We start from the raw sequence: 20,719 nt of genomic DNA, 5'->3' as shown, positions 1-20,719 counted from the left end.
GCTCAGGCCGCCTGGCGGCTGTCGCGCAGTTCGCGGCGCAGGATCTTGCCGACGTTGGTCTTGGGCAGCTCCGTGCGGAATTCGACGTACTTGGGTCGCTTGTAGCCGGTCAGGCGCTCCTTGCAGAACTCGATCACGTCGGCCTCGGTCAGCGCCGGATCCTTCCTGACCACGAACAGCTTGACCACCTCCCCCGAGTGCGTATCCGGCACGCCCACGGCCGCGACTTCGAGCACGCCCGGGCATTCGGCCACCACGCCTTCGACCTCGTTCGGGTACACGTTGAAGCCCGACACCAGGATCATGTCCTTCTTGCGGTCGACGATCTTGGTGTAGCCGCGCTCGTCCATCACGCCGATGTCGCCGGTCTTGAAGAAGCCGTCCGGGGTCATGACCTTGGCGGTCTCGTCCGGGCGGTTCCAGTAGCCGGCCATCACCTGCGGGCCGCGGATGCAGATCTCGCCAGGCTGGCCGAGCGGCACGTCCTTGCCGTCATCGTCGCGGATCACCACTTCGGTCGAGGGCAGCGGCATGCCGATGGTGCCCGAGAACGCATTGGTGTCGGTCGGGTTGCAGGTGGCCGAGGGCGAGGTCTCGGACAGGCCGTAGCCTTCGATGATCGGGCAGCCGGTCTTGGCCAGCCACTGCTTGGCCACCGCCTCCTGCACCGCCATGCCGCCGCCGTTGGCCACGCGCAGGCCGGAGAAATCGACCTTGCCGATTTCCGGGTTGTTGAGCAGCGCGTTGTACAGCGTGTTGACGGCCGGGAACATGTTGAACTTGTACTTCTGCAGTTCCTTGATGAAGCCCGGGATGTCGCGCGGATTCGGGATCAGCACGCTGGTGCCGCCGCTGCGCATGCCCAGCAGGCAGCAGACCGTCAGCGCGAAGATGTGGTACAGCGGCAGCGCGGTGATGGTGATCGGCTGGTCGATATGGGCGCCCTTGTTCAGCGCCGGCTGCATCCACGCCTCGGACTGCAGCACGTTCGCCACCACATTACGGTGCAGCAGCACCGCGCCCTTGGAAACGCCGGTGGTGCCGCCCGTGTATTGCAGGAAGGCGATGTCGTCCGGGCCGGTGGCAGCCGGCTGCAGCGTCAGCTTGCGGCCTTCGGCCAGCACGCTGTTGAAGCGCACGCAGTTGGGCAGCTCCCACGCCGGCACCATCTTCTTGACGTTGCGCACCACGAAATTGACGATCGCGCCCTTCAGCCCGCCCAGCATGTCGCCCATGCTGGCCACCACCACGTGCTTGATCGGGGTCCTGGCCAGCACCTGCTGCAGCGTGCAGGCAAAGTTCTCCAGGATCACGATGGCCTCGGCGCCGCTGTCCTTGAGCTGATGCTCGAGCTCGCGCGGGGTGTAGAGCGGGTTGACGTTGACCACCACGAAGCCCGCGCGCAGCACCGCCGCCAGCACCACCGGGTACTGCAGCACGTTCGGCATCATGATGGCCACGCGTGCGCCGGGACGCAGCCCGCGCGACTGCAGCCATGCCGCGAAGTGGGCCGACAGCTGGTCCAGTTCTCCGTAGGTAATGGCCTTGTCCATGCAGATGAAGGCCTTGCGGTCGGCATAGGTGCGGAAAGACGCTTCGAGCAGCGCGGCAAGCGAGCGGAACTGGCTGGCATCGATCTCGGCAGGGACGCCGGCCGGGTAGTGTTTCAGCCAAATTCTTTCCATAGCACCGTCTCCTGAATTTCTGAATGGTCGTTCGATTTTGCCGAGATGCTAAACGTGCGACCCGGTTAAAACAACAACTTAGACGAAGTCCTCGGGGCCATCGGTCCTGACCGATGGCCTCTGACGGGCATTATGCGCCACCGGTCAGCCGTAAGCAGCGGGATAACCCCTAGTAGTACGGATAGTCACGATGACCCGGTCACCCGCCGCCGGGCAGCACCAGCTTCATCATGTTGGCGGCGAGTTCCCGCGCCAGCGTCTCGGGGTCCATGCGGCCGGGTTCATGCCAGGTGTACAGGAAGCCCACCACGCTGCCGATCGCATGCGCGGTCACGCGCGCGTCGCCGAAAGCAAACACGCCGTCGCGCTTGCCCTCCTCCAGCAGCGCATAGAGATCACGGTAGAAATCGCGCGCCATGCTGTCGAGCCACGCTACGGTGTCGGGGCGCAGATACTGGTTGTCGCGGAAGCTGAGCGTGGCCGGCACATGGCAGGCCACGCAGCGTCGCGCCATCTCGAGCAGGCAGGTCTGCAGGCGCTCGCGCACCGGCAGCGCCGGGTCCGCGGTCTCGCGGATCACGGGCAGGCAGGTCTGGGCCGACTCGCGGCACAGGATGTCGAAGATCTCGTACTTGTCAGTAAAGTAGTAGTAGACCGCCGGCTTGGTCACGCCCAACGCGCGGCACAGGTCGTTCATCGTCATGCCGGGGTAGCCCTTGCTGTAGAAGAGCTGCGCGGCAGTATCGAGGATCTGGCGGCGGCGGGCTTCCTGGCGCTCGGCGATATGCGGGCGGGCCGGCTGCGGCTCAGGTGGTGCGCTCAATGGCGGGTTCGGCGGTGCGGATCTGTGTGCAATCGACATGATGCAATTCTCGCATGGCGGGCTCGGTACGCCAGCCCGGTCGAGCCGTCGGCCGATTGACGCGAATGCCCGATCATCCTAGGATTTTACCCAACGGTAAATAAATATACCAACGGGTACAAGCCCGTGCTGCCCCGGTACAACGCACGCCATTAACCCTCCCGCATCATGACCTCTCACAAGCTCCTGATCGCCAACCGCGGCGAAATCGCCATCCGGATTGCCCGTGCCGCCGCGGCCATGGGCATCCCCAGCGTGGCGCTGTACAGCGAAGACGACCGCGACGCGCTGCACGTGCGCAAAGCCGACGCGGCCGTGGCGCTGCCCGGCACCGGTCCGCGCGCCTACCTCGACATCGCCGCCGTGGTGGACGCCGCGCGGCGCGCGGGCTGCGGCATGGTGCACCCGGGCTACGGCTTCCTGTCCGAGAACGCAGACTTCGCGCAGGCCTGCCTGGACGCCGGCCTGGTCTTCGCCGGCCCCGCGCCGGACGTGCTGCGGCTGTTCGGCGACAAGGCCCGCGCCCGCGCGCTGGCGCGCGAGCATGGCGTGCCGGTCGTGCCCGGCACCGCCGGCCCGACCACGCTGGAGCAGGCGCGGGCCTTCTTCGGCGACCTGGATGGACAGGCGGGCATGATGATCAAGGCCCTCGCCGGTGGCGGCGGGCGCGGCATGCGCGCGGTGCATCGCGCAGAGGAAATCGACGAGGCCTATGCCCGCTGCGTCTCCGAAGCGACCGCCGCATTCGGCAACGGCACGGTCTACGTCGAGCGCATCGTCAGCGCGCCACGCCATATCGAAATCCAGGTGGTTGCCGACGCCGAGGGCCGCGTGTTGACGCTGGGCGAGCGCGAATGCAGCCTGCAGCGCCGCCACCAGAAGCTGGTGGAGATCGCCCCCAGCCCGACCCTGGACAACGCCCTGCGCGCAAGGCTGGCCGATGCCGCCGCCACGCTGGCGCGCGCCGCCGCCTATCGCGGCATCGGCACCTTCGAGTTCCTGGTGGAGGATGGTGGCGATGGCGGCCCGTCGTTCTGGTTCATGGAGGCCAACCCGCGCCTGCAGGTCGAGCACACGGTGACCGAGATGGTGACCGGCGTCGACCTCGTGCAAACCCAGCTGGCCATCGCCGCCGGCGCGCGCCTGGCCGACCTGGGCCTGGAGCACGCGCCCACGCCGCGCGGCATCGCGGTGCAGCTGCGCATCAATGCCGAGCACCTCGACGCGCAGGGTCAGTTGCGCCCGGCCAGCGGCACGCTGACGGCTTTCGAGCCACCCAACGGGCCAGGCGTGCGCGTGGACAGCGCGGGCTTTGCCGGCATGACGGCAAATCCGCGCTTTGATTCGCTGCTGGCCAAGCTGATCGTGCACGAACCCGGCGGCGACTACGCGCGTGCGCTCGCGATCGCCTACCGCGCGCTGTGCGAGTTCCGCATCGAAGGCATCGACACCAACCGCCGCCTGCTGCAGGACCTGCTGCAGCTGGACGACGTGCGCCGCAATGCCGTGCACACGCAGTACCTGGACCAGGCGCTGGCCGCGCTCGCCACCGCCGACGCCGACCACCCGGTGCTGCACGCGCCGCCCGGCCTCGCCGACAGCACACCGGCAGGCGAGGACAATGCGCTGGCCGATATCCCCGACGACGCCATTGCCGTGCCCGCGCCGATGGACGGCGCGCTGGCCGCCATCCACGTGCGCGAAGGCGACACAGTCAGACGCGGCCAGCCGCTGGCGATCATCGAAGCGATGAAGATGGAGCATCCGCTGGAGGCGCCCGCCGCCGGCACGGTGCTGCGCGTGCTGGCCGCCGCGGGCGCCGCGCTGCGCGCCGGTGCCGCGGTGATCGTGCTGGCGCCCGGCGACGATGCCGGCCATGCCGCCGAAGCCTCGGCCGCCGGCGACCTCGACCAGGTACGCGCCGACCTGCGCGAAACGCTGGAGCGCCACGCCCTCGGCCACGACGCCGCGCGCGCCCAGGCCGTGGCCAGGCGTCACGCGCAGGGCGGCCGCACCGCGCGCGAGAACATCGCCCAGCTGTGCGACGACGATTCCTTCATCGAATACGGCGCGCTCGTCATTGCCGCGCAACGCCAGCGGCGCAGCGTCGAGGACCTGATCAGCGCCACACCCGCCGACGGCATCGTCACCGGCATCGGCACCGTCAACGCGGCGCGCTTCCCCGATGCCGATACGCGCTGCATGGTGCTGGCCTACGACTACACCGTGCTGGCCGGCACGCAGGGCTTCTACGGGCACAAGAAGCTGGACCGCATGCTGGCACTGGCGCGCCAGTGGCAGATGCCGGTGGTGCTGTTTGCCGAGGGCGGCGGTGGCCGCCCGGGCGATACCGATACGCCGGTGGTGGCCGGGCTCGATTGCACCTCGTTCATCCAGTTCGCGCGCCTCTCGGGCCAGGTGCCGCTGGTCGGCATCGTCTCGGGCCGCTGCTTTGCCGGCAATGCGGCGCTGCTGGGTTGCGCCGACGTCATCATCGCCACCCGCAGCGCCACCATCGGCATGGGCGGGCCGGCCATGATCGAAGGCGGCGGGCTGGGGGTGTTCGCACCGGAGGAGGTGGGGCCCGTCAGCGTGCAGGGACCCAATGGCGTGATCGACGTGCTGGTCAACGACGAGCAGGCAGCGGTCGATGCCGCGCAGCGCTACCTGTCCTACTTCCAGGGCGACGTGCGCGACTGGCAGGCCGAAGACCCGCGCCACCTGCGCCACGCCATTCCCGAGAACCGGCTGCGCAGCTACGACATGCGCGCGGTGATCGCGGCCATGGCTGACAGCGGATCGGTGCTGGAGCTGCGCGCGGCGTTCGGCACCGGCATCATCACCGCGCTGATCCGCATCGAAGGCCGCGCCTTCGGCTGCATCGCCAACAATCCGCGCCACCTGGGCGGCGCCATCGACAGCGCCGCCGCCGACAAGGCCGCGCGCTTCATGCAGCTGTGCGACGCGCACGGGCTGCCGATCGTGTCGCTGTGCGACACCCCGGGCTTCATGGTCGGGCCGCAGGCGGAGAAGACCGCCACGGTGCGGCACGTGTCGCGCCTCTTTGTCACCGCCGGCGCGCTGCGCGTGCCGTTCTTCACCGTGGTGCTGCGCAAGGGCTACGGACTGGGCGCGCAGGCCATGGCCGGCGGCAGCTTCGCCGCGCCCTTCTTCACCGCGGCCTGGCCCAGCGGCGAATTCGGCGCGATGGGCATCGAGGGCTCGATCCGGCTGGGCTTCCGCAAGGAGCTGGAGGCCGTGGCCGACCCCGACGAGCGCGAAGTGCTGTTCGCGCGCATGGTCGATGGCGCCTACCAGCGCGGCCGCGCGCTCAACATGGCCAGCCACCTGGAGATCGACGCCGTGATCGACCCGGCCGACACGCGCCGCTGGCTGCTGCGCGGCCTGGCTTCGGTGCCGCCTGGCAGCCTTGGCCGGCAGACCGGTTCACCGAGACGTTTCATCGATACGTGGTAGCGGAGCGCGCGGACAACCGTTTGTGTGCTCCCTCTCCCGCTTGCGGGAGAGGGTTGGGGAGAGGGCCGGAGCTTCCACGAAGTTCAGGCTTTCGGTCTGCCAGCGCCTGCCCTCTCCCCCTGCCCCTCTCCCGCAAGCGGGAGAGGGGAGCAAACCAGCAGCATGCGTGGTCCGTCAGCAATCTGAGCGGCCTCAGTTGGCCGCCGTCTTGCCGCCTGCCGTCAGCGTGTCGGTGCGCGTGGCCGGCGGCGCCAGCCGGCGCAGCGCGGCTTCGCGCTCGGCGGCGGGCAGCGCACCGATGCGGGCAGCCTCGTCATAGAAGCGCCGCCAGTCGCCATTGCACTGCGCCAGCAGCGCGGTGAAGGCCGGCACCCATTGCTGGTAGGTGGCCACCGCGGCCAGGTGGGCGTTGGTCAGCGGCTGGTCGAACCAGCGGTCGTAGCCGCTGTAGCCGCCCCACTCCGTGCGCAGCCGCGCGTACTCGCTGCGCAGGTCGGCGAAGATCTTCGCCTTGCCCTCGCGCTTGGCACCGTCATCGAGCGGGGTCTGGTACAGCGCCACCAGCCGGTCGCGCGTGCGCAGCAGCAGCGCGCGGAACTGCTGGCGCCGGGCGTCGTACTGGCGATAGCTGGCGCGCGCGTCCTCCGACGCATCCTCGGCCAGCCAGCGCTCCACGCCCGCCGCTTCCACCGCGGTGGCGAAGGATTCGTTGAAGGCGGTGTCGTTGCGCACGTACACCACCTGGTGCGCCAGTTCATGGAAGATCAGCCGCGCCAGCTCGCCCTCGGGCAGGTAGACGAAGGTGTTGAGCAGCGGGTCGTCGAAATAGCCCAGCGTCGAATAGGCGGGGATGCCGGCCACGTAGGTCTCCAGCCCGTCGCGGCGCAGGCCCTGCGCGTACCGCTCGGCATCGGACTGTGCGTAGTAGCCGCGGTAGCTGATGCAGCCGACGATGGGGAAGCACCACTTGCGCAGTTCCATCGACAGCTCGGGGGTGGCGAACACGCTCCACACCACATAGGGACGGTGCAGGTTGGCGTAGCGGCGGTAGCTGCCGTTGTCGGGCAGCTTCAGCTCGCGCGAGGCAAAGTCGCGCATGCGGCCGGCCAGCGCCAGCCGCTGGGCCAGGCGCGCATCGTTGGCGTCGCGCGCGCCGGCAATGGCGTCGGTCAGCGGCTGCGCCTGGGCCATCACGCCCAGATGCCCGCCGATCGACTGCGCGTAGTAGCCCACGGCCTCGCACCCTGCCATCAGCAGAACCACGGCCGTCAGGCCCGTCGCAGCCAGGAGTGCCGCCCAGCGCTGGCGGCCGGACCGCGGCGTCATGCCGGCAGGACCGCCCCTTCCGTGCAGGCCTCGACCTGCACCAGGCAGTCGTAGAACACCGGCGCGCGGCCCAGGTCGGTCAGGCGCTGGCTGGTCAGCTCGTTGGCGTTCTTGCCGTCCGGGGCCAGCTTCTTCCACCAGATAGACAGTCCCACCACCAGCCCGCGCCGGGCGCGGTCGGTGACGCGGGCGCGCGCCACCATGCTGCCGCGGTCATTGAAGGCGCGCACCAGCGCGCCGTGCACGATGCCGCGCTCGGCGGCGTCGGCCGGGTGGATGTCCAGGTGCGGCTCGCCCTCGGTGGCGCGCAGGCTGTCGACGTTGACGAAGGAGCTGTTGAGGAAGTTGCGCGCCGGCGGCGAGATCATTGCCAGCGGATAGCGCGCCGCCAGTTCGGGCGCGGTCTGCGGCGCCTCGTATTGCGGCACGTAGTCGGGCAGCGGGTCGAAGCCGTCGCGCACCATCGGCTCCGAATAGAACTGGCACTTGCCCGATGCGGTCGGGAAGCCGCCCTCGGCGAATGGCGCTGCCGGCAGCGCCAGCTTCTGCCAGCCCTGTTCCTTCAGTGATTCCCAACTGATGCCAGCCGCGCGCGCATCGCCCGGGATAATGGCCTGCGCGGCAATGGCCTCGTCGCTGTCGGCAAAGCAGGCCTCGGTGAAGCCCATGCGCTGCGCCAGGCGGCGGAAGATCTCGGTATTCGGCAACGCCTCGCCCATCGGCGCGATGGCGGCGTTGTTGGCCAGGAAATAGGTGTGGCCGTAGGCCTTGTGCACGTCGGTGTGCTCGAGCTGCGTGGTCGCCGGCAGGATGATGTCGGCATAGTCGGCGGTGTCGGTGCGGAAGTGCTCCAGCACCACCGTGAACAGGTCCTCGCGCGCGAAGCCCTCGGCGACCTTGCCGGATTGCGGTGCCACCGCGACCGGGTTGCTGTTGTAGACCACCACGGCCTCGAGGCGCGGCGCGCCGGGCGCCGGCCCGGCCAGCAGCGCGTCGCCGATGGTGCTCATGTTGACGATGCGCGGCAGCGTCTGCGGCCAGCCGGGCAGCAGGTCCGGGCGCTGCAGCGCGGCCTCGTTGACCGGAAAGAAGCCCGAAGTCGACAGCTGCAGCCCGCCCGCGGGGTGGCGCCAGGCGCCCACCAGCGACGGCAGGCACGCCACCGCGCGCACCGCCTGGCCGCCGCCGTGCACGCGCTGCATGCCGTAGTTCAGGCGGATCGCCACCGGCTGGCGCTCGCGCACGGCCAGCTGGCCATAGAGGCCGGCCAGCCATTCGATGTCCTCGACCGGGATGCCGCAGATCTCCGCCGCTCGGGCCGGGGTGTAGGCCTGCGCGCGCTCGCGCAGCGCCTCGAAGCCGACCGTGTGGCGTTCGATGTAATCGTGGTCGAGCAGGCCGTCGCGGATCAGCACATGGATCAGCGCCAGCGCCAGCGCGCCGTCGGTGCCGGGCATTGGCGCGATATGGCGGTGGCACTTCTCGGCGCTCAGCGAGCGGTACGGGTCGATCGCCACCAGCGTGGCGCCGCGCCGCTTGGCTTCCTGGGCGCGGGTCCAGAAATGCAGGTTGGAGGCAATCGGGTTGCCGCCCCAGATGATCACCAGCCTGGCATCGACCACGTGCTCCATGTCCATGCCGACGCTGGCACCGTAGGTATAGCGCAGCGCGGTGGCGCCGGCGCTGGCGCAGATGGTGCGGTCCAGCCGCGATGCGCCCAGCTTGTTGAAGAAGCGCGCGGCCATGCTCTCGCCCTGCACCAGCCCCATGGTGCCGGCGTAGCTGTACGGCACGATGGCCTGCGGATCGCGCGCGGCGATCGCCTGCAGGCGGGTGGCGATGGTGTCCAGCGCCTCGTCCCAGGAGATCGGCGCGAACTTGCCTTCGCCCTTCTTGCCGACGCGCTTCATCGGCGTCAGCAGCCGGTCCGGGTGATAGGTGCGCTCGGTGTAGCGCGACACCTTGGTGCACAGCACGCCCTGCGTGCCGGGGTGGTCGGGATCGCCCGCTACCTTGACGGCGCGGCCGTCCTCGACGGTGACGAGCAAGGCACAAGTGTCGGGACAGTCATGCGGGCAGGCGGCGCGGACGATGCGGGAAGCCATGGGGTCTCCGGGCGGGATATGTTGTTTTCGTTCGGTCGTACGGAACTGGAGGTGCCGGCGCAGGCGGCGGGTTGCGGCGCCTGCGCCGCGCCGGCGGGCGGCGCATTTCCCGGCCGTTCAGGGTGATGGCGGGGAGTATCTCGACCCGATTGTATTCGATTATGATGTGCCGGCGCGCTCGCGGCACAGACCGGGACGCGCACCATGCCGCACGATCCGGGCAACTTGCCGGCGACAGACCGGCCGGCGCGGCGAACGGGTAACCGAACCACATTTCGCGGGGGTTTATGTCTTTCCGATCCGGGGTCAATGGCCGGCTTGCCGGCCTGCTGGTGGCGTGCGCCATCGGCACGGGTGGCGCATCCTGCGCTGCCTTCGCAGCCAATACGGCGGGCACTGCCGCCACATCCGAGAGCGGCGTAACCGCCGACACCATCCTGCTGGGCCAGTCCGCCGCGCTGACCGGCCCGACCGCCATGCTGGGCAAGCAGATGAACTCGGGCGCGCGGCTGTATTTCGACCATATCAACCAGCAGGGCGGCATCTACGGCCGCAAGATCCGGCTCGAGGCGCTGGACGACTACTACGAGCCCGATCCCGCCGCCAAAAACACCAAAAAGCTGATCGACGACGACCGTGTCTTCGCCCTCTTCGGCTATGTCGGCACGCCCACCAGCCAGGCCGCGCTGCCGCTGGCGATCCAGGCCAGGGTGCCATTCTTTGGCCCGTACACAGGCGCGCGCTCGGTGCGCGAGCCGCGCAACCGCTACGTCTTCCACGTCCGCGCCGGCTACAACGACGAGGCCACGGCGATCCTGCGCCAGATCCAGACCACCGGCCTGAAACGCGTGGCCGTGGTCTACAACGACGACGCCTACGGCAAGGCCGAGCTCGAGGAGCTGGAACGCGCCCTGAAGACCATGGCCGACAGCGGCGTGCAGCTGGTGGCGCGCGAGGGCGTGGTGCGCAACACCACGGAAATCGGCGACGCCATGCAGGGTTCGATGAAGGCCAGGCCCGACGCCGTGGTCATGATCAGCGCCTACCGCACCGCCGGTGCCTTCGTGAAGGAAGCGCTGCGCCGCGGCTACAACGGCCAGTTCTACAACGTCTCCTTCGTCGGCACCCAGGCCCTGGCCAACGTGGTCGGCGCGCAGGGCAGCGGCGTGATCATCTCGCAGGTGATGCCGCACCCGGGCAACGCCACGCTGCCGATCGTGCGGGAATACCTGCGCCTGCTGCAGGCCGCCGGCAAGGCCAGCGAATTCGACTACGCCAGCATCGAAGGCTTTATCGCCGCCAAGGCCTTCACCGAAGGCCTGCGCCGCGCGGGCAAGGACCTGAACCGCGAGAAGTTCGTCACCGCACTGGAAACGATGCGCAGCTACGACCTGGGTGGATACATTGTCAACTTCACGCCGGAGAACCACGTGGGTTCGAAGTTCGTGGAGATGACGATCATCAATTCGAAGGGGCAGGTGATCCGCTGAGTTGACCGGACCTCCTGTTGTCTCCCCTCTCCCGCAAGCGGGAGAGGGGAGCAAACCGGCGGGATCGTGCAAGCCGTGGCCTTACTCCATATCGTTCAGGTGACACGCCGAAAACCGCATCGGCGCAATCTCCTTGAGCAGCGGTTGCTCTTCCCGGCAACGCGGCATCGCGTGCGGGCAGCGCGGATGGAAGTGGCAGCCCGGCGGCGGGTTCAGCGGTGACGGGATCTCGCCGCGGATTGCCACGTAGGTCTTGCGGGCAACCTCCAGCTTGGGCGCCTCGGCCAGCAGGGCCTGGGTGTAGGGATGGTTGGGCGCGGCGAACACGTCTTCGGTCGGCGCCGATTCCACCACCCGCCCCAGGTACATGATCACCACGCGGTCGCTGATGTGCTTGACCACGCCCAGGTCGTGGCTGATGAACAGGTAGGTCAGGTTCAGCTCTTCGCGCAGGCGCATGAACAGGTTCAGCACCTGGGCCTGGATCGACACATCCAGCGCCGCCACTGACTCGTCGCACACCAGGAATTCAGGCTTGACCGCCAGCGCCCGGGCAATGCCGATGCGCGCGCGCTGGCCGCCCGAGAACTGGTGCGGAAAGCGGCGCAGCACGGTCGGGTCCATGCCGACGCGCACCAGCATGTCTTCGACATAGCCCTTCTGCGCGCCGCGCTCGACCATGCCATGCACCACTGGCGCCTCGCCGACGATATCGAGCACGCGCAGCCGCGGATTGAGCGAGGCATATGGGTCCTGGAAGATCATCTGGATCGCCAGCTGCTTCTCGCGGCGCTTGTCGGGCGGCAGGTGATCCAGGTTGATGCCGCGCCACAGGCGCTCGCCCTCGGTCAGCGAGTGCAGGCCCACGGCCATGCGCCCGAGCGTGGACTTGCCGCAGCCGGACTCGCCGACCAGGCCCACCACCTCGCCGGCGCGGATGCTCAGGTCGACGCGGTCGACCGCGTGCACCACCTCTTCATGCGCATGGGCGCCGAACAGGTTGGCGATGCGCGCGGCGGCGTCGAGCGACTTGACGAAGCGCTTGGACACGCCGCGCAGCTCGAGGATCGGCGCGCCCGGCGTAGTCCCCTCTTCAGCGGTTGGACTCGTCATCGGTCGGTATTGCACTCCAGTTGCGCTCATGCCGCCTCCTGGTTGGCCTGCACCGGATGGAAGCAGCGCAGGCGGCGCCCGTCGGCGGCGGTTTCCAGCGGTGGCTCGGTCTTGCAGGCAGCGGTGGCGTAGGGGCAGCGTTCGCGGAAGGCGCAGCCGCCCGGCAGGTTCAAGAGCGACGGCGTCATGCCCGGGATCTGCCGCAGCGGCGTGCCGCGCGGGTTGCGCGAAGGCGCCGAGCTGATCAGGCCGTGGGTGTATGGGTGCTCCGGGTGCTCCAGCACCTGGCGCACGTCGCCGGCCTCGACGATCTTGCCGGCGTACATCACGCACACGGTATCGGCCAGCCCCGCCACCACCGACAGGTCGTGCGTGATCCAGATCAGCGCCGTGCCCGACTCGCGGCACAGGGTCTGCATCTCGTACAGGATCTGGCCCTGGATGGTGACGTCCAGCGCGGTGGTCGGCTCGTCGGCAATGATCAGGTCGGGCTTGTTCAGCAGCGCAATCGCAATCGCCACGCGCTGGCGCATGCCGCCCGAGAACTGGTGCGGATAGGCCTGCAGGCGCTCGTCCGGCGACGGGATGCCGACCCGCGCCAGCGCATTGCGCGCGCGTTCGCGCGCCACCGCCTTGCCCACCTTCTCATGGGCCAGCACCGCCTCGATCATCTGCGTGTCGATGCGCAGGACCGGGTTCAGCGTCATCATCGGATCCTGGAAGATCATCGCGATGCGGTTGCCGCGCACGTCGCGCTGCTGCGCCGGCGTGAGCGCGCGCAGGTCGCGCGTGACGCCGTCGCGGCTGGTCAGCGCAATGCGGCCATCGACGATCTTCCCTGGCGGGTCGATCAGGCCCATGATCGAATAGCCGGTCATGGACTTGCCCGAGCCGGACTCGCCCACCAGCCCCATGATCTCGCCGCGGCCCACGGTGAAGGACACGTCGTCGACGGCCCTGGCGATGCCGCCGCGCGTGTGGAACTGCGTCTTCAGGTGTTCAACCACCAACGTCGGTTGTGCCATGCTCCGCTCCTGGTTATTGCGTCTGCAGGCGCGGGTTCAGGACATCGCGCAACTGGTCCGCCACCAGGTTCATCGCCACGATGGTGACCACCAGCGCGATGCCGGGGAAGAAGCTGATCCAGTACTTGCCCGACAGCATGTACTGCTGCCCGTTGGAAATCAGCGAGCCCAGCGACGGCTCGGTGACCGGCACGCCCAGCCCGAGGAAGGACAGCGTCGCTTCGAGCGTGATGGCCGAAGCCACCTGCAGCGCCGCGATCACGATCAGCGGCGGCAGGCAGTTGGGCAGCAGGTGGCGGAACATGATGCGCATCGGCGACAGGCCCAGGCAGGTGGCAGCCTCGATATATTCCTTGCGGCGCTCCACCAGCGCGGCGCTGCGCGTGGTGCGGGCGTAGTAGGCCCACTGCACCGCCACCAGCGCGATCACGATATTGCCCAGGCCCGGGCGCAGGAAGGCCAGCAGGATCAGCGCCAGCAGGATCGGCGGGAACGACAGCTGCAGGTCGGCCACGCGCATGATGAAGGCCTCGGTGCGCCCGCCCAAAAAGCCGGCAATCAGGCCGAGCGTGCCGCCCAGCAGCAGCGCGATGATGGTGCTGACCACGCCCACGCCGATGCTGATGCGCAGCCCGTACATCACCGCCGACAGGATGTCGCGGCCCTGCTCGTCCGAGCCCAGCAGGAAGGTCATGCCGTTGCCGGCCTGCTCGCCCGGCGCCAGGCGCGCATCGAGCACGTCCAGCGTGGCCAGGTCATAGGGGTTCTGCGGCGCCAGCCACGGCGCGAAGATCGCGATCAGGATGATGATGACCAGCGTCACCAGCCCGGCCACGGCAATCTTGCTGGAGAAGAACTCCGCGGCAAAGCGGCGCCACGGCGATTGTTCGCGCGCAGCGGCCGGCGGCGTCTTGTCCTCTTGTTCGACGGATACGGCACTCATGGCTCAGCCCTTGTTGTCGGCAATGCGCACGCGCGGATCGAGCATGCTGTAGAGGATGTCCACCACCAGGTTGATCAGGATGAACAGCGTCACGATCACCATCAGGTAGGCGACGATCACCGGCCGGTCCAGCAACTGGATCGAGTCGATGATGAGCTTGCCCATGCCGGGCCAGGCGAAGATCGATTCGGTCACGATCGCAAAGGCGATGATCGAGCCGAACTGCAGCGCAATCACCGTGACGATCGGGATCAGGATGTTCTTCAGCACATGCACGCCGACGATGCGGGTGTTCGACAGCCCCTTGGCGCGCGCGAACTTGACGTAGTCCTGCAGCATCGCCTCCTGCGTGCCGGCGCGCGTGAGCCGGATCACCATGGCGATATTCAGCAGCGACAGCGTCACCGCCGGCAGGATCAGGTGGCGGATGCCGTCGACGGTCAGGAAGCTGAGCGGGATGCCGAGCACGCGCACGGTCTCGCCGCGCCCGTTGGAGGGCAGCCAGCCGAGCTGCACCGCGAACACCATGATCAGCATCAGCCCGACCCAGAAGGTGGGCAGCGAGAAGCCCAGGATCGACACCGTCATGATCGACTTGCCGGCGATGCCCTTGGGCCGCAGCCCGGCCCACAGTCCCAGCGGGATGCCCAGCACGATCGCCAGCAGGATCGCGCAGACGGCCAGCTCCATGGTGGCGGGCATGCGCTCGAAGATCAGCTTGAGCGCCGGCGTGCCGTGCGCGAACGACGTGCCCAGGTTGCCTTGCAGCGCGTTCTGCAGGAACACCCAGTATTGCTCCCACAGCGGCTTGTCCAGGCCCAGCGCCGCGATGGTGCGCTTGATGTCCTCCTGGTCGGCCTGCGGGTTGATCAGGATGTCGACGGGATTGCCGATGGCAAAGACGCCGAGGAAGACCAGCAGCGACATGACGAAGAGCACGACCACGCTCTGCATCAGGCGCCGGATGATAAAGACCAGCATGTTCGAACCACTTTCCTTTCGCGCGCGAATGCACGCCACGCCCGGGCCGCGCCGTGGCGCTTCCCGGGTGTGGCGCGGCAGCCATGCGCGGCACCGCAAACTCGGCCAGCAGACAACCCGCGGGCCGAGGCTCCTGTGTTACCGGAGCTTACTGGGGCTTGAAGTTGTGCGCGTAGGTGCGCTCGTCGGTACGCGGCACGTAGACAATGCCCTTCTGCGTAGCCCAGGTGGTCACCTGCTGGTGGATCGGAATGATACCGCCATCGTTGATCGCGATCGCGGTGGCCTCCTGCAGCAGCTTGGAGCGTTCGTTGTCATCCACGGTGGACAAGGCCTTCTCCAGCACCGCGTCCATCTTCGGGTTGCAGTACTCGCCCCAGTTGGTGGTGCCGAAGCCCTTCTTGCTGTCCTCGCACGCCAGCAGCGCGCGCAGCGGCGAGCTGACCTCGCCGGTCTGCGCGCCCCAGCCGAGCAGCCCGAACGACCACTCATGCTTGATGCCCTTGGACGAATACGTCGCCATCGGCATGCCCTCGACCTTGGTGGCGATGCCGACGCGCGTCAGGTTCTGCGCAATGGTCTGCGCGATCTTCTCGTCGTTGACATAGCGGTTGTTGGGCGTGTGCAGCGTCACGCCGAAGCCGTTCGGGTAGCCCGCGTCGGCCAGCAGCTTCTTGGCGCCCTCGGGGTCGTACTTGACCGTCTTCAGGTTGGGGTTGTAGCCGAATAGCGTGGGCGGCACCAGGTTGTTGGTCGGCTCGGACAGGCCCTCCATCAGTCGGTCCTTGATGCCCTGCCGGTTGATCGCCATGCTGATGGCATTGCGCACGCGCGCGTCCTTCAGCGGGTTCTTGTCCATCGGGGCGCCTTCCTTCGTGGTCACGAAGGGCGACTTGTCGCGCTTGGCATCGAAATACAGGTAGATCACGCGGTGCGAGATCTTGGAGAAGAACGACAGCTTGGGATCCTTGCGCACCTTGGGCAGGTCAGGCGTGGGCACGTTCTCGATCGCCTGCACGTCGCCCGACAGCAGCGCCGCCAGGCGCGTGGCCGGGTTGGGGATGAAGCGCAGCGTGACCTTGTCCCACGCCGGCCTGGGGCCCCAGTAGTCGTTGTTGCGCACCAGCTCGACCCGGTCGTCGCGCGCATAGCTGACAAACTTGAACGGCCCGGTACCGACCATGCCCTTGCCCTGCGCGAAGTCATCGGAGCTCAGGCCCTGCGTGGCCTTCTTCTGCACGATGAAGATCGACGTCAGGTCGTTCAGCATCAGCGGATAGGGCTGGTTGGTGGTCAGCTGGACGGTGTACTTGTCGATCACCTTCTTGTTGACGATCGCCTTGGTGTAGACGTCGAACTTGCCCGGGCTGTTCTGGATGGTGGCCGGGCGGTCCAGCGACCAGATGACGTCCTCGGCGGTCAGCTCCGAGCCGTCATGGAACTTAACGCCCTTGCGGATCTTGAATTCCCACGTGAGGTTGTTGACCAGCTTCCACGACTCGGCCAGGCCCGGGATGATGCGGCTGTCCGGGTCCATCTTGGTCAGCGAGTCGAACATGTGCTCGGAGACGTTGATATTGGAGAACAGGTTGTAGAAGTGCGGATCCATCGAGGTCGGCGGCGAACTCATGGCCAGTTTGAGGTCCGCGGCCCGGGCGGTGCCGGCAAGTGCCAGGCCAAGGGCCCCGGCTACCGCCACCACACCAATTGCCTTCTTGAAAGTGCGAAGGGACATCGCGCAATTCTCCCTGTAGGAAGTGAAGCAGACGTTTTAGGTTCGGCAATGCGCCGCACCGCGGGTCACGCGGTGGCGCTGCATTTTGGTGCGGCTTGTGGTGCGGTTTGGGGTGCAGTTGCGCATCACAAAGCGACGGAATTGCCGGCCGGGCACTTCAAGCATGAACTGTTCCAGCAGTGCGCATATCGCGGCAATGCGTGGAAACCCGCCCGCGCTGGCATATTGCACTGCGCCAACCGGCCAGGCGCGCAGGAAATCGCCGCATTTTGGCGCTTTCGCGGGAGGCATCGTATGATCGGGGTATCCCATCGCTAACGCCTTTGTCACCAAGGCAGCCCGGCATCATGAAGCTCATCCCCGAAATCCTGCAGGCACAAGCCGAAATCCGCGCGATCCGGCGCGACATCCACGCCCACCCTGAACTCTGTTTCGAAGAGCAGCGCACCGCCGACATGGTCGCGCGCAATCTGGAATCGTGGGGCATCGAGGTCCATCGCGGCCTGGGCACCACCGGCCTGGTCGGCGTGATCCGCAACGGCAACAGCGCACGCACCATTGGCCTGCGCGCCGACATGGACGCGTTGCCACTGCAGGAGGCCAACACCTTCGGCCACCGCTCGCAGCACACCGGCAAGATGCACGCGTGTGGCCACGACGGCCACACCGCGATGCTGCTCGGCGCGGCGCGCTACCTGGCGCAGCACAAGCCTTTCGACGGCACCGTGCACCTGATCTTCCAGCCGGCCGAGGAAGGCGGCGGCGGCGCCCGCGAGATGATCAAGGACGGCCTGTTCGAGCGCTTTCCTTGCGACGCGGTGTTTGGCGTGCACAACTGGCCGGGCATGCCGGTCGGCGCGTTCGGCACGCGCGCGGGTCCGCTGATGGCATCGAGCAACGAGTTCCGGATTGTCGTGCGCGGCAAGGGCGCGCACGCGGCCATGCCCAACAACGGCAACGACCCGGTCTTCACCGCGGCGCAGATCGTGTCGGCGCTGCAGGGCATCATCACGCGCAACAAGCGCCCGATCGATACCGCGGTGATCTCGGTCACGCAGTTCCATGCTGGCGACGCCACCAATATCGTGCCGGACCAGGCCTGGATCGGCGGCACGGTGCGCACGTTCACGGTGCCGGTGCTGGACCTGATCGAGCGGCGCATGGAAGAAGTGGCGCGCGCGGTGGCGGCGGCATTCGACTGCACCATCGAATACGAATTCCACCGCAACTATCCGCCGACCATCAACAGCGAGGCCGAGACCGGCTTTGCCACCTCGGTCGCCGCGGAACTGGTCGGCGCGGACAACGTCGACAGCAATGTCGAGCCCACCATGGGCGCCGAGGATTTCTCGTTCATGCTGGAGCACAAGCCGGGCTGCTACCTGTTCCTGGGCAATGGCGACGGCGGCCATCGCGATGCCGGCCACGGCATCGGACCCTGCATGCTGCACAACCCGAGCTACGATTTCAACGACGAACTGCTGCCGGTCGGCTCGACGTTCTTCGTGCGCCTGGCGGAGAAGTGGCTGGCACCTGCGTGATGGTATCTGCCTGAGCGCACCTGCCTGACCGCAGCATTACGATAACTACAGGGGAGCTTCCGCGATGGGCCGCTCGGCGCTGGATCGCGAGACAGCGCGCAGCTTCGCGCGCGTGGCGCTGGACAATATCCTGCGCCGGTATCCGTACAAGCTGGACCACATGATGGCCAGCGCCGGCGACGTGGCCGAGCCCGCGGCCTGGCACCCGGTCTTCTGCGGCAGCTACGACTGGCATTCCAGCGTGCACATGCACTGGCTGCTGGTGCGGCTGCTGGCGCTGTGGCCGGACCTGGAAGAGGCACCCCGCATCCGCGCCACGCTGGATGCCCAGCTGCGGCCAGAGCACATCGCGGTCGAACTGGCCTACTTCGAGCGGCCCCACGCACGCACCTTCGAGCGCCCCTACGGCTGGGGCTGGATGCTGAAGCTGCAAGCGGAGCTTCTGGCGCTGGCGCGGCACGACCCGCAGGCTGCCACCTGGGCCGGCGCGTGCGCGCCGCTGGCATCGCACCTGTCGCGCCAGCTGGAGGATTTCCTCGATGCGGCGGTGTTTCCGGTGCGTACCGGCACCCACTACAACAGCGCCTTCGCCCTGGTCATGGCGATGGCCTATGCGCGCACGCACCAGGACCTGGCCTTGCGGCGCGCCATCGTGCGGCGGGCCCACCGCTGGTTCGGGCACGACCAGAAGTATCCGGCGCGCTATGAACCCGGCGGCGATGAGTTCCTGTCCGGCGGGCTGACCGAAGCCGTGCTGATGCACGCCGTGATGGACGGCTGCGCCTTTTCGGAATGGTGGGAGTTGTTCGTGCCGGGTCAGGTGGAGCTGGCCAACTGGCTGACGCCGGTGGAGGTGGCCAATCGCAGCGATCCCAAGACCTCGCACCTGGACGGACTCAATCTGTCGCGCGCCTGGTGCTGGCGCATGCTGGAGCCCGCCCTGCCCGATCCGCTGCGGCCACTGGCGATCCGGGCGTGGTCAGACCATGTCGAGGCATCGCTGCCGCAGGCGGTGGAAGGCGAGTATGTGTCGACGCACTGGCTGGCCTCGTTCGCGGTGCTCGCGCTGGCCGAGCCGATCGGCGGCTGAGGATGCCGCCGGGGTGCTTCAGTCCAGCGCGATGTCGCCGTACCAGGATTCGGCCTTGCTCTTGGTGTTGTCGGTATCGGTCATGATGCCCACGGCGACGATCCGGCCCGGGTCGGTCCCGAACGCCTTGCGGTAGTCGGCGCGCAAGTCGCGCTCATGGCAACGCCATTCATTGGCATGCTTCATGCCGCTATCCACCACGATCATGCGCACACGGTCGGTGTGTGGATTCTTCACCACCGAGCCCTCGGCACGCCGCCCGCCCCAGATATACATCAGGGTGGCGTAAGGCATTTCGCGGCCGGTGGTCAGCCGCGCCATCTCGTACATCAGCTGGTCCTTCAATGGCAGGGCGCCCTTGTCGCCATCGAAGGCGACAAACAGGCGCAGCGGCGAATCCTCGCGCGGGCCGAGGCCGTTGTCGGCGTTGCGGATGATGCCGCTGGTCTTCCAGGTCCAGCGCAGCGTGCCGGCGTCGCGGTCGCGCAGCGGAACATACAGGCCCGAGGCGGAGCTGTCAGCCTGCGCATGGACGACCACGCGCTGGTCGACCTCAACCATCGAATAACGGGTGGGAATCTTGTTGCGGTTGATGGTCCACGGCTGCCAGCCGACCGGCAACTGGCCACGATTCGGCGAGATCGAGAACAGAGGCAGCGTGGCCAGAGTCGGCGGCGACGATGCATCGGCGAGCTCGCCGTCGTCACCGGCCTCGGCGTCAGCCGCACGGCTGTTGGCGGCGGCCAACGGGTCGGGGGATGTAGCGTCGCGCGCTTCGGCATCCGTCTGCGCCGCCACGTACGCAGCCATGCGCTTGGCGAACGCCTGGCAATCGATCGCGGATGTGGCGGCCATCGGGGCCGGATCGCCCGGGGAAACCGCGGAAACAGGGGGATTGGATGCGCATCCTGCCAGCAGCAGCGCGCTGGCGGCGCCAGTCAAAACCAGCCGGAACATCTTGGCCGTCATGTAACCCCTCAAAACCCGAAACCCGGACCAGCTTTGTCGGCAGTGGTCCGGCTATTGCTCGCTACTTGCTGCAAACATGTGTTGCAACCGACTTCGTGCCGCAGAGGGGCGCTTGGGTGTCGACCATAGCAGAAGGCGGGCAGCGTCGGAATGCTCGCTGACCCGACGATGCGGCACGAAAACAACGGGCTCCAGCGCGCCTGCGCCTGCATCAGCGCTTGCGCCGCGCCAAAGCAAAAACCCCCAGCCTTTTCGGGCTGGGGGTTCTGCGGTATAAGAGCCTGGCGATGACCTACTTTCACACGGGTAATCCGCACTATCATCGGCGCGGAGCTGTTTCACGGTCCTGTTCGGGATGGGAAGGGGTGGTTCCAGCT

General features: G+C 67.7%; 15 protein-coding genes and 1 rRNA gene. 4 read left to right on the top strand and 12 right to left on the bottom strand.

What is annotated here, in order from left to right:
• Window positions 1–2 precede the first annotated feature (2 nt).
• Both DN412_RS16785 and DN412_RS16780 read right to left on the bottom strand, forming a co-directional pair.
• Complete coding sequence (locus tag DN412_RS16785; protein ID WP_115212667.1) at window positions 3–1,685, bottom strand: long-chain fatty acid--CoA ligase; 1,683 nt, start codon at window positions 1,683–1,685, stop codon at window positions 3–5.
• Window positions 1,686–1,884: 199 nt separating this feature from the next.
• Entirely contained in the window at window positions 1,885–2,547 is a 663-nt protein-coding gene (locus tag DN412_RS16780; protein ID WP_115212666.1) for a TetR/AcrR family transcriptional regulator, read from the bottom strand.
• Between the two features lie 168 nt (window positions 2,548–2,715).
• Here DN412_RS16780 and DN412_RS16775 point away from each other — a divergent pair, with 168 nt between their 5' ends.
• The gene (locus DN412_RS16775) at window positions 2,716–6,024 is read left to right on the top strand and encodes an acetyl-CoA carboxylase family protein (protein ID WP_115212665.1); all 3,309 of its coding nucleotides are present in this window, start codon (window positions 2,716–2,718) and stop codon (window positions 6,022–6,024) included.
• 192 nt (window positions 6,025–6,216) lie between these two features.
• On the opposite strand, the gene DN412_RS16770 is transcribed toward DN412_RS16775, so the two are convergent.
• Window positions 6,217–7,350 (bottom strand): aminopeptidase, encoded by a 1,134-nt coding sequence (locus DN412_RS16770; protein WP_115212664.1) that lies wholly within the window; start codon window positions 7,348–7,350, stop codon window positions 6,217–6,219.
• Window positions 7,347–9,455 carry a molybdopterin-containing oxidoreductase family protein gene (locus DN412_RS16765; RefSeq protein WP_115212663.1) on the bottom strand — a complete coding sequence of 703 codons (2,109 nt, stop codon included), beginning with the start codon at window positions 9,453–9,455 and terminating at the stop codon, window positions 7,347–7,349. Before DN412_RS16765 ends, DN412_RS16770 begins: the two co-directional genes overlap by 4 nt.
• 287 nt (window positions 9,456–9,742) lie before the next feature.
• Here DN412_RS16765 and DN412_RS16760 point away from each other — a divergent pair, with 287 nt between their 5' ends.
• Window positions 9,743–10,945, top strand: a complete 1,203-nt coding sequence (locus tag DN412_RS16760) for an ABC transporter substrate-binding protein (RefSeq protein WP_115212662.1) — start codon at window positions 9,743–9,745, stop codon at window positions 10,943–10,945.
• Window positions 10,946–11,026: 81 nt separating this feature from the next.
• Here DN412_RS16760 and DN412_RS16755 read toward each other — a convergent pair whose 3' ends face one another.
• From DN412_RS16755 to DN412_RS16730, 6 genes are all read right to left on the bottom strand, one after another.
• Window positions 11,027–12,058: an ABC transporter ATP-binding protein gene (locus DN412_RS16755; RefSeq protein WP_208647612.1), complete on the bottom strand. Its 1,032-nt coding sequence runs from the start codon at window positions 12,056–12,058 to the stop codon at window positions 11,027–11,029.
• Between the two features lie 26 nt (window positions 12,059–12,084).
• Window positions 12,085–13,083: an ABC transporter ATP-binding protein gene (locus DN412_RS16750; RefSeq protein WP_115212660.1), complete on the bottom strand. Its 999-nt coding sequence runs from the start codon at window positions 13,081–13,083 to the stop codon at window positions 12,085–12,087.
• A gap of 13 nt (window positions 13,084–13,096) precedes the next feature.
• Window positions 13,097–14,026, bottom strand: coding sequence for an ABC transporter permease (locus DN412_RS16745; protein WP_078198001.1), 930 nt, complete (start codon window positions 14,024–14,026; stop codon window positions 13,097–13,099).
• Window positions 14,027–14,029: 3 nt separating this feature from the next.
• Window positions 14,030–15,007, bottom strand: a complete 978-nt coding sequence (locus DN412_RS16740) for an ABC transporter permease (protein WP_078198002.1) — start codon at window positions 15,005–15,007, stop codon at window positions 14,030–14,032.
• A gap of 148 nt (window positions 15,008–15,155) precedes the next feature.
• Window positions 15,156–16,742, bottom strand: coding sequence for an ABC transporter substrate-binding protein (locus tag DN412_RS16735; protein WP_115212659.1), 1,587 nt, complete (start codon window positions 16,740–16,742; stop codon window positions 15,156–15,158).
• A gap of 36 nt (window positions 16,743–16,778) precedes the next feature.
• Entirely contained in the window at window positions 16,779–17,054 is a 276-nt protein-coding gene (locus tag DN412_RS16730) for a hypothetical protein (RefSeq protein WP_115212658.1), read from the bottom strand.
• A gap of 35 nt (window positions 17,055–17,089) precedes the next feature.
• On the opposite strand from DN412_RS16730, the gene DN412_RS16725 reads away from it, so the two are divergent.
• Together DN412_RS16725 and DN412_RS16720 are read left to right on the top strand one after the other, a co-directional pair.
• Window positions 17,090–18,283: a M20 aminoacylase family protein gene (locus DN412_RS16725; RefSeq protein WP_115212657.1), complete on the top strand. Its 1,194-nt coding sequence runs from the start codon at window positions 17,090–17,092 to the stop codon at window positions 18,281–18,283.
• A gap of 64 nt (window positions 18,284–18,347) precedes the next feature.
• The gene (locus DN412_RS16720; RefSeq protein WP_115212656.1) at window positions 18,348–19,373 is read left to right on the top strand and encodes a DUF2891 domain-containing protein; all 1,026 of its coding nucleotides are present in this window, start codon (window positions 18,348–18,350) and stop codon (window positions 19,371–19,373) included.
• 18 nt (window positions 19,374–19,391) lie between these two features.
• Here the strand turns inward: DN412_RS16720 and DN412_RS16715 are convergent, their stop codons facing one another.
• Together DN412_RS16715 and rrf are read right to left on the bottom strand one after the other, a co-directional pair.
• Window positions 19,392–20,342, bottom strand: coding sequence for a DUF3047 domain-containing protein (locus tag DN412_RS16715; protein ID WP_115212655.1), 951 nt, complete (start codon window positions 20,340–20,342; stop codon window positions 19,392–19,394).
• A gap of 279 nt (window positions 20,343–20,621) precedes the next feature.
• A 5S ribosomal RNA gene (rrf, locus tag DN412_RS16710) occupies window positions 20,622–20,719 on the bottom strand; the annotation flags it as partial.

Origin of the sequence: Cupriavidus lacunae (assembly GCF_003353055.1) — a bacterium.
Classification (GTDB): domain Bacteria; phylum Pseudomonadota; class Gammaproteobacteria; order Burkholderiales; family Burkholderiaceae; genus Cupriavidus; species Cupriavidus lacunae.
This window is presented reverse-complemented; position numbering and strand designations above follow the sequence as displayed.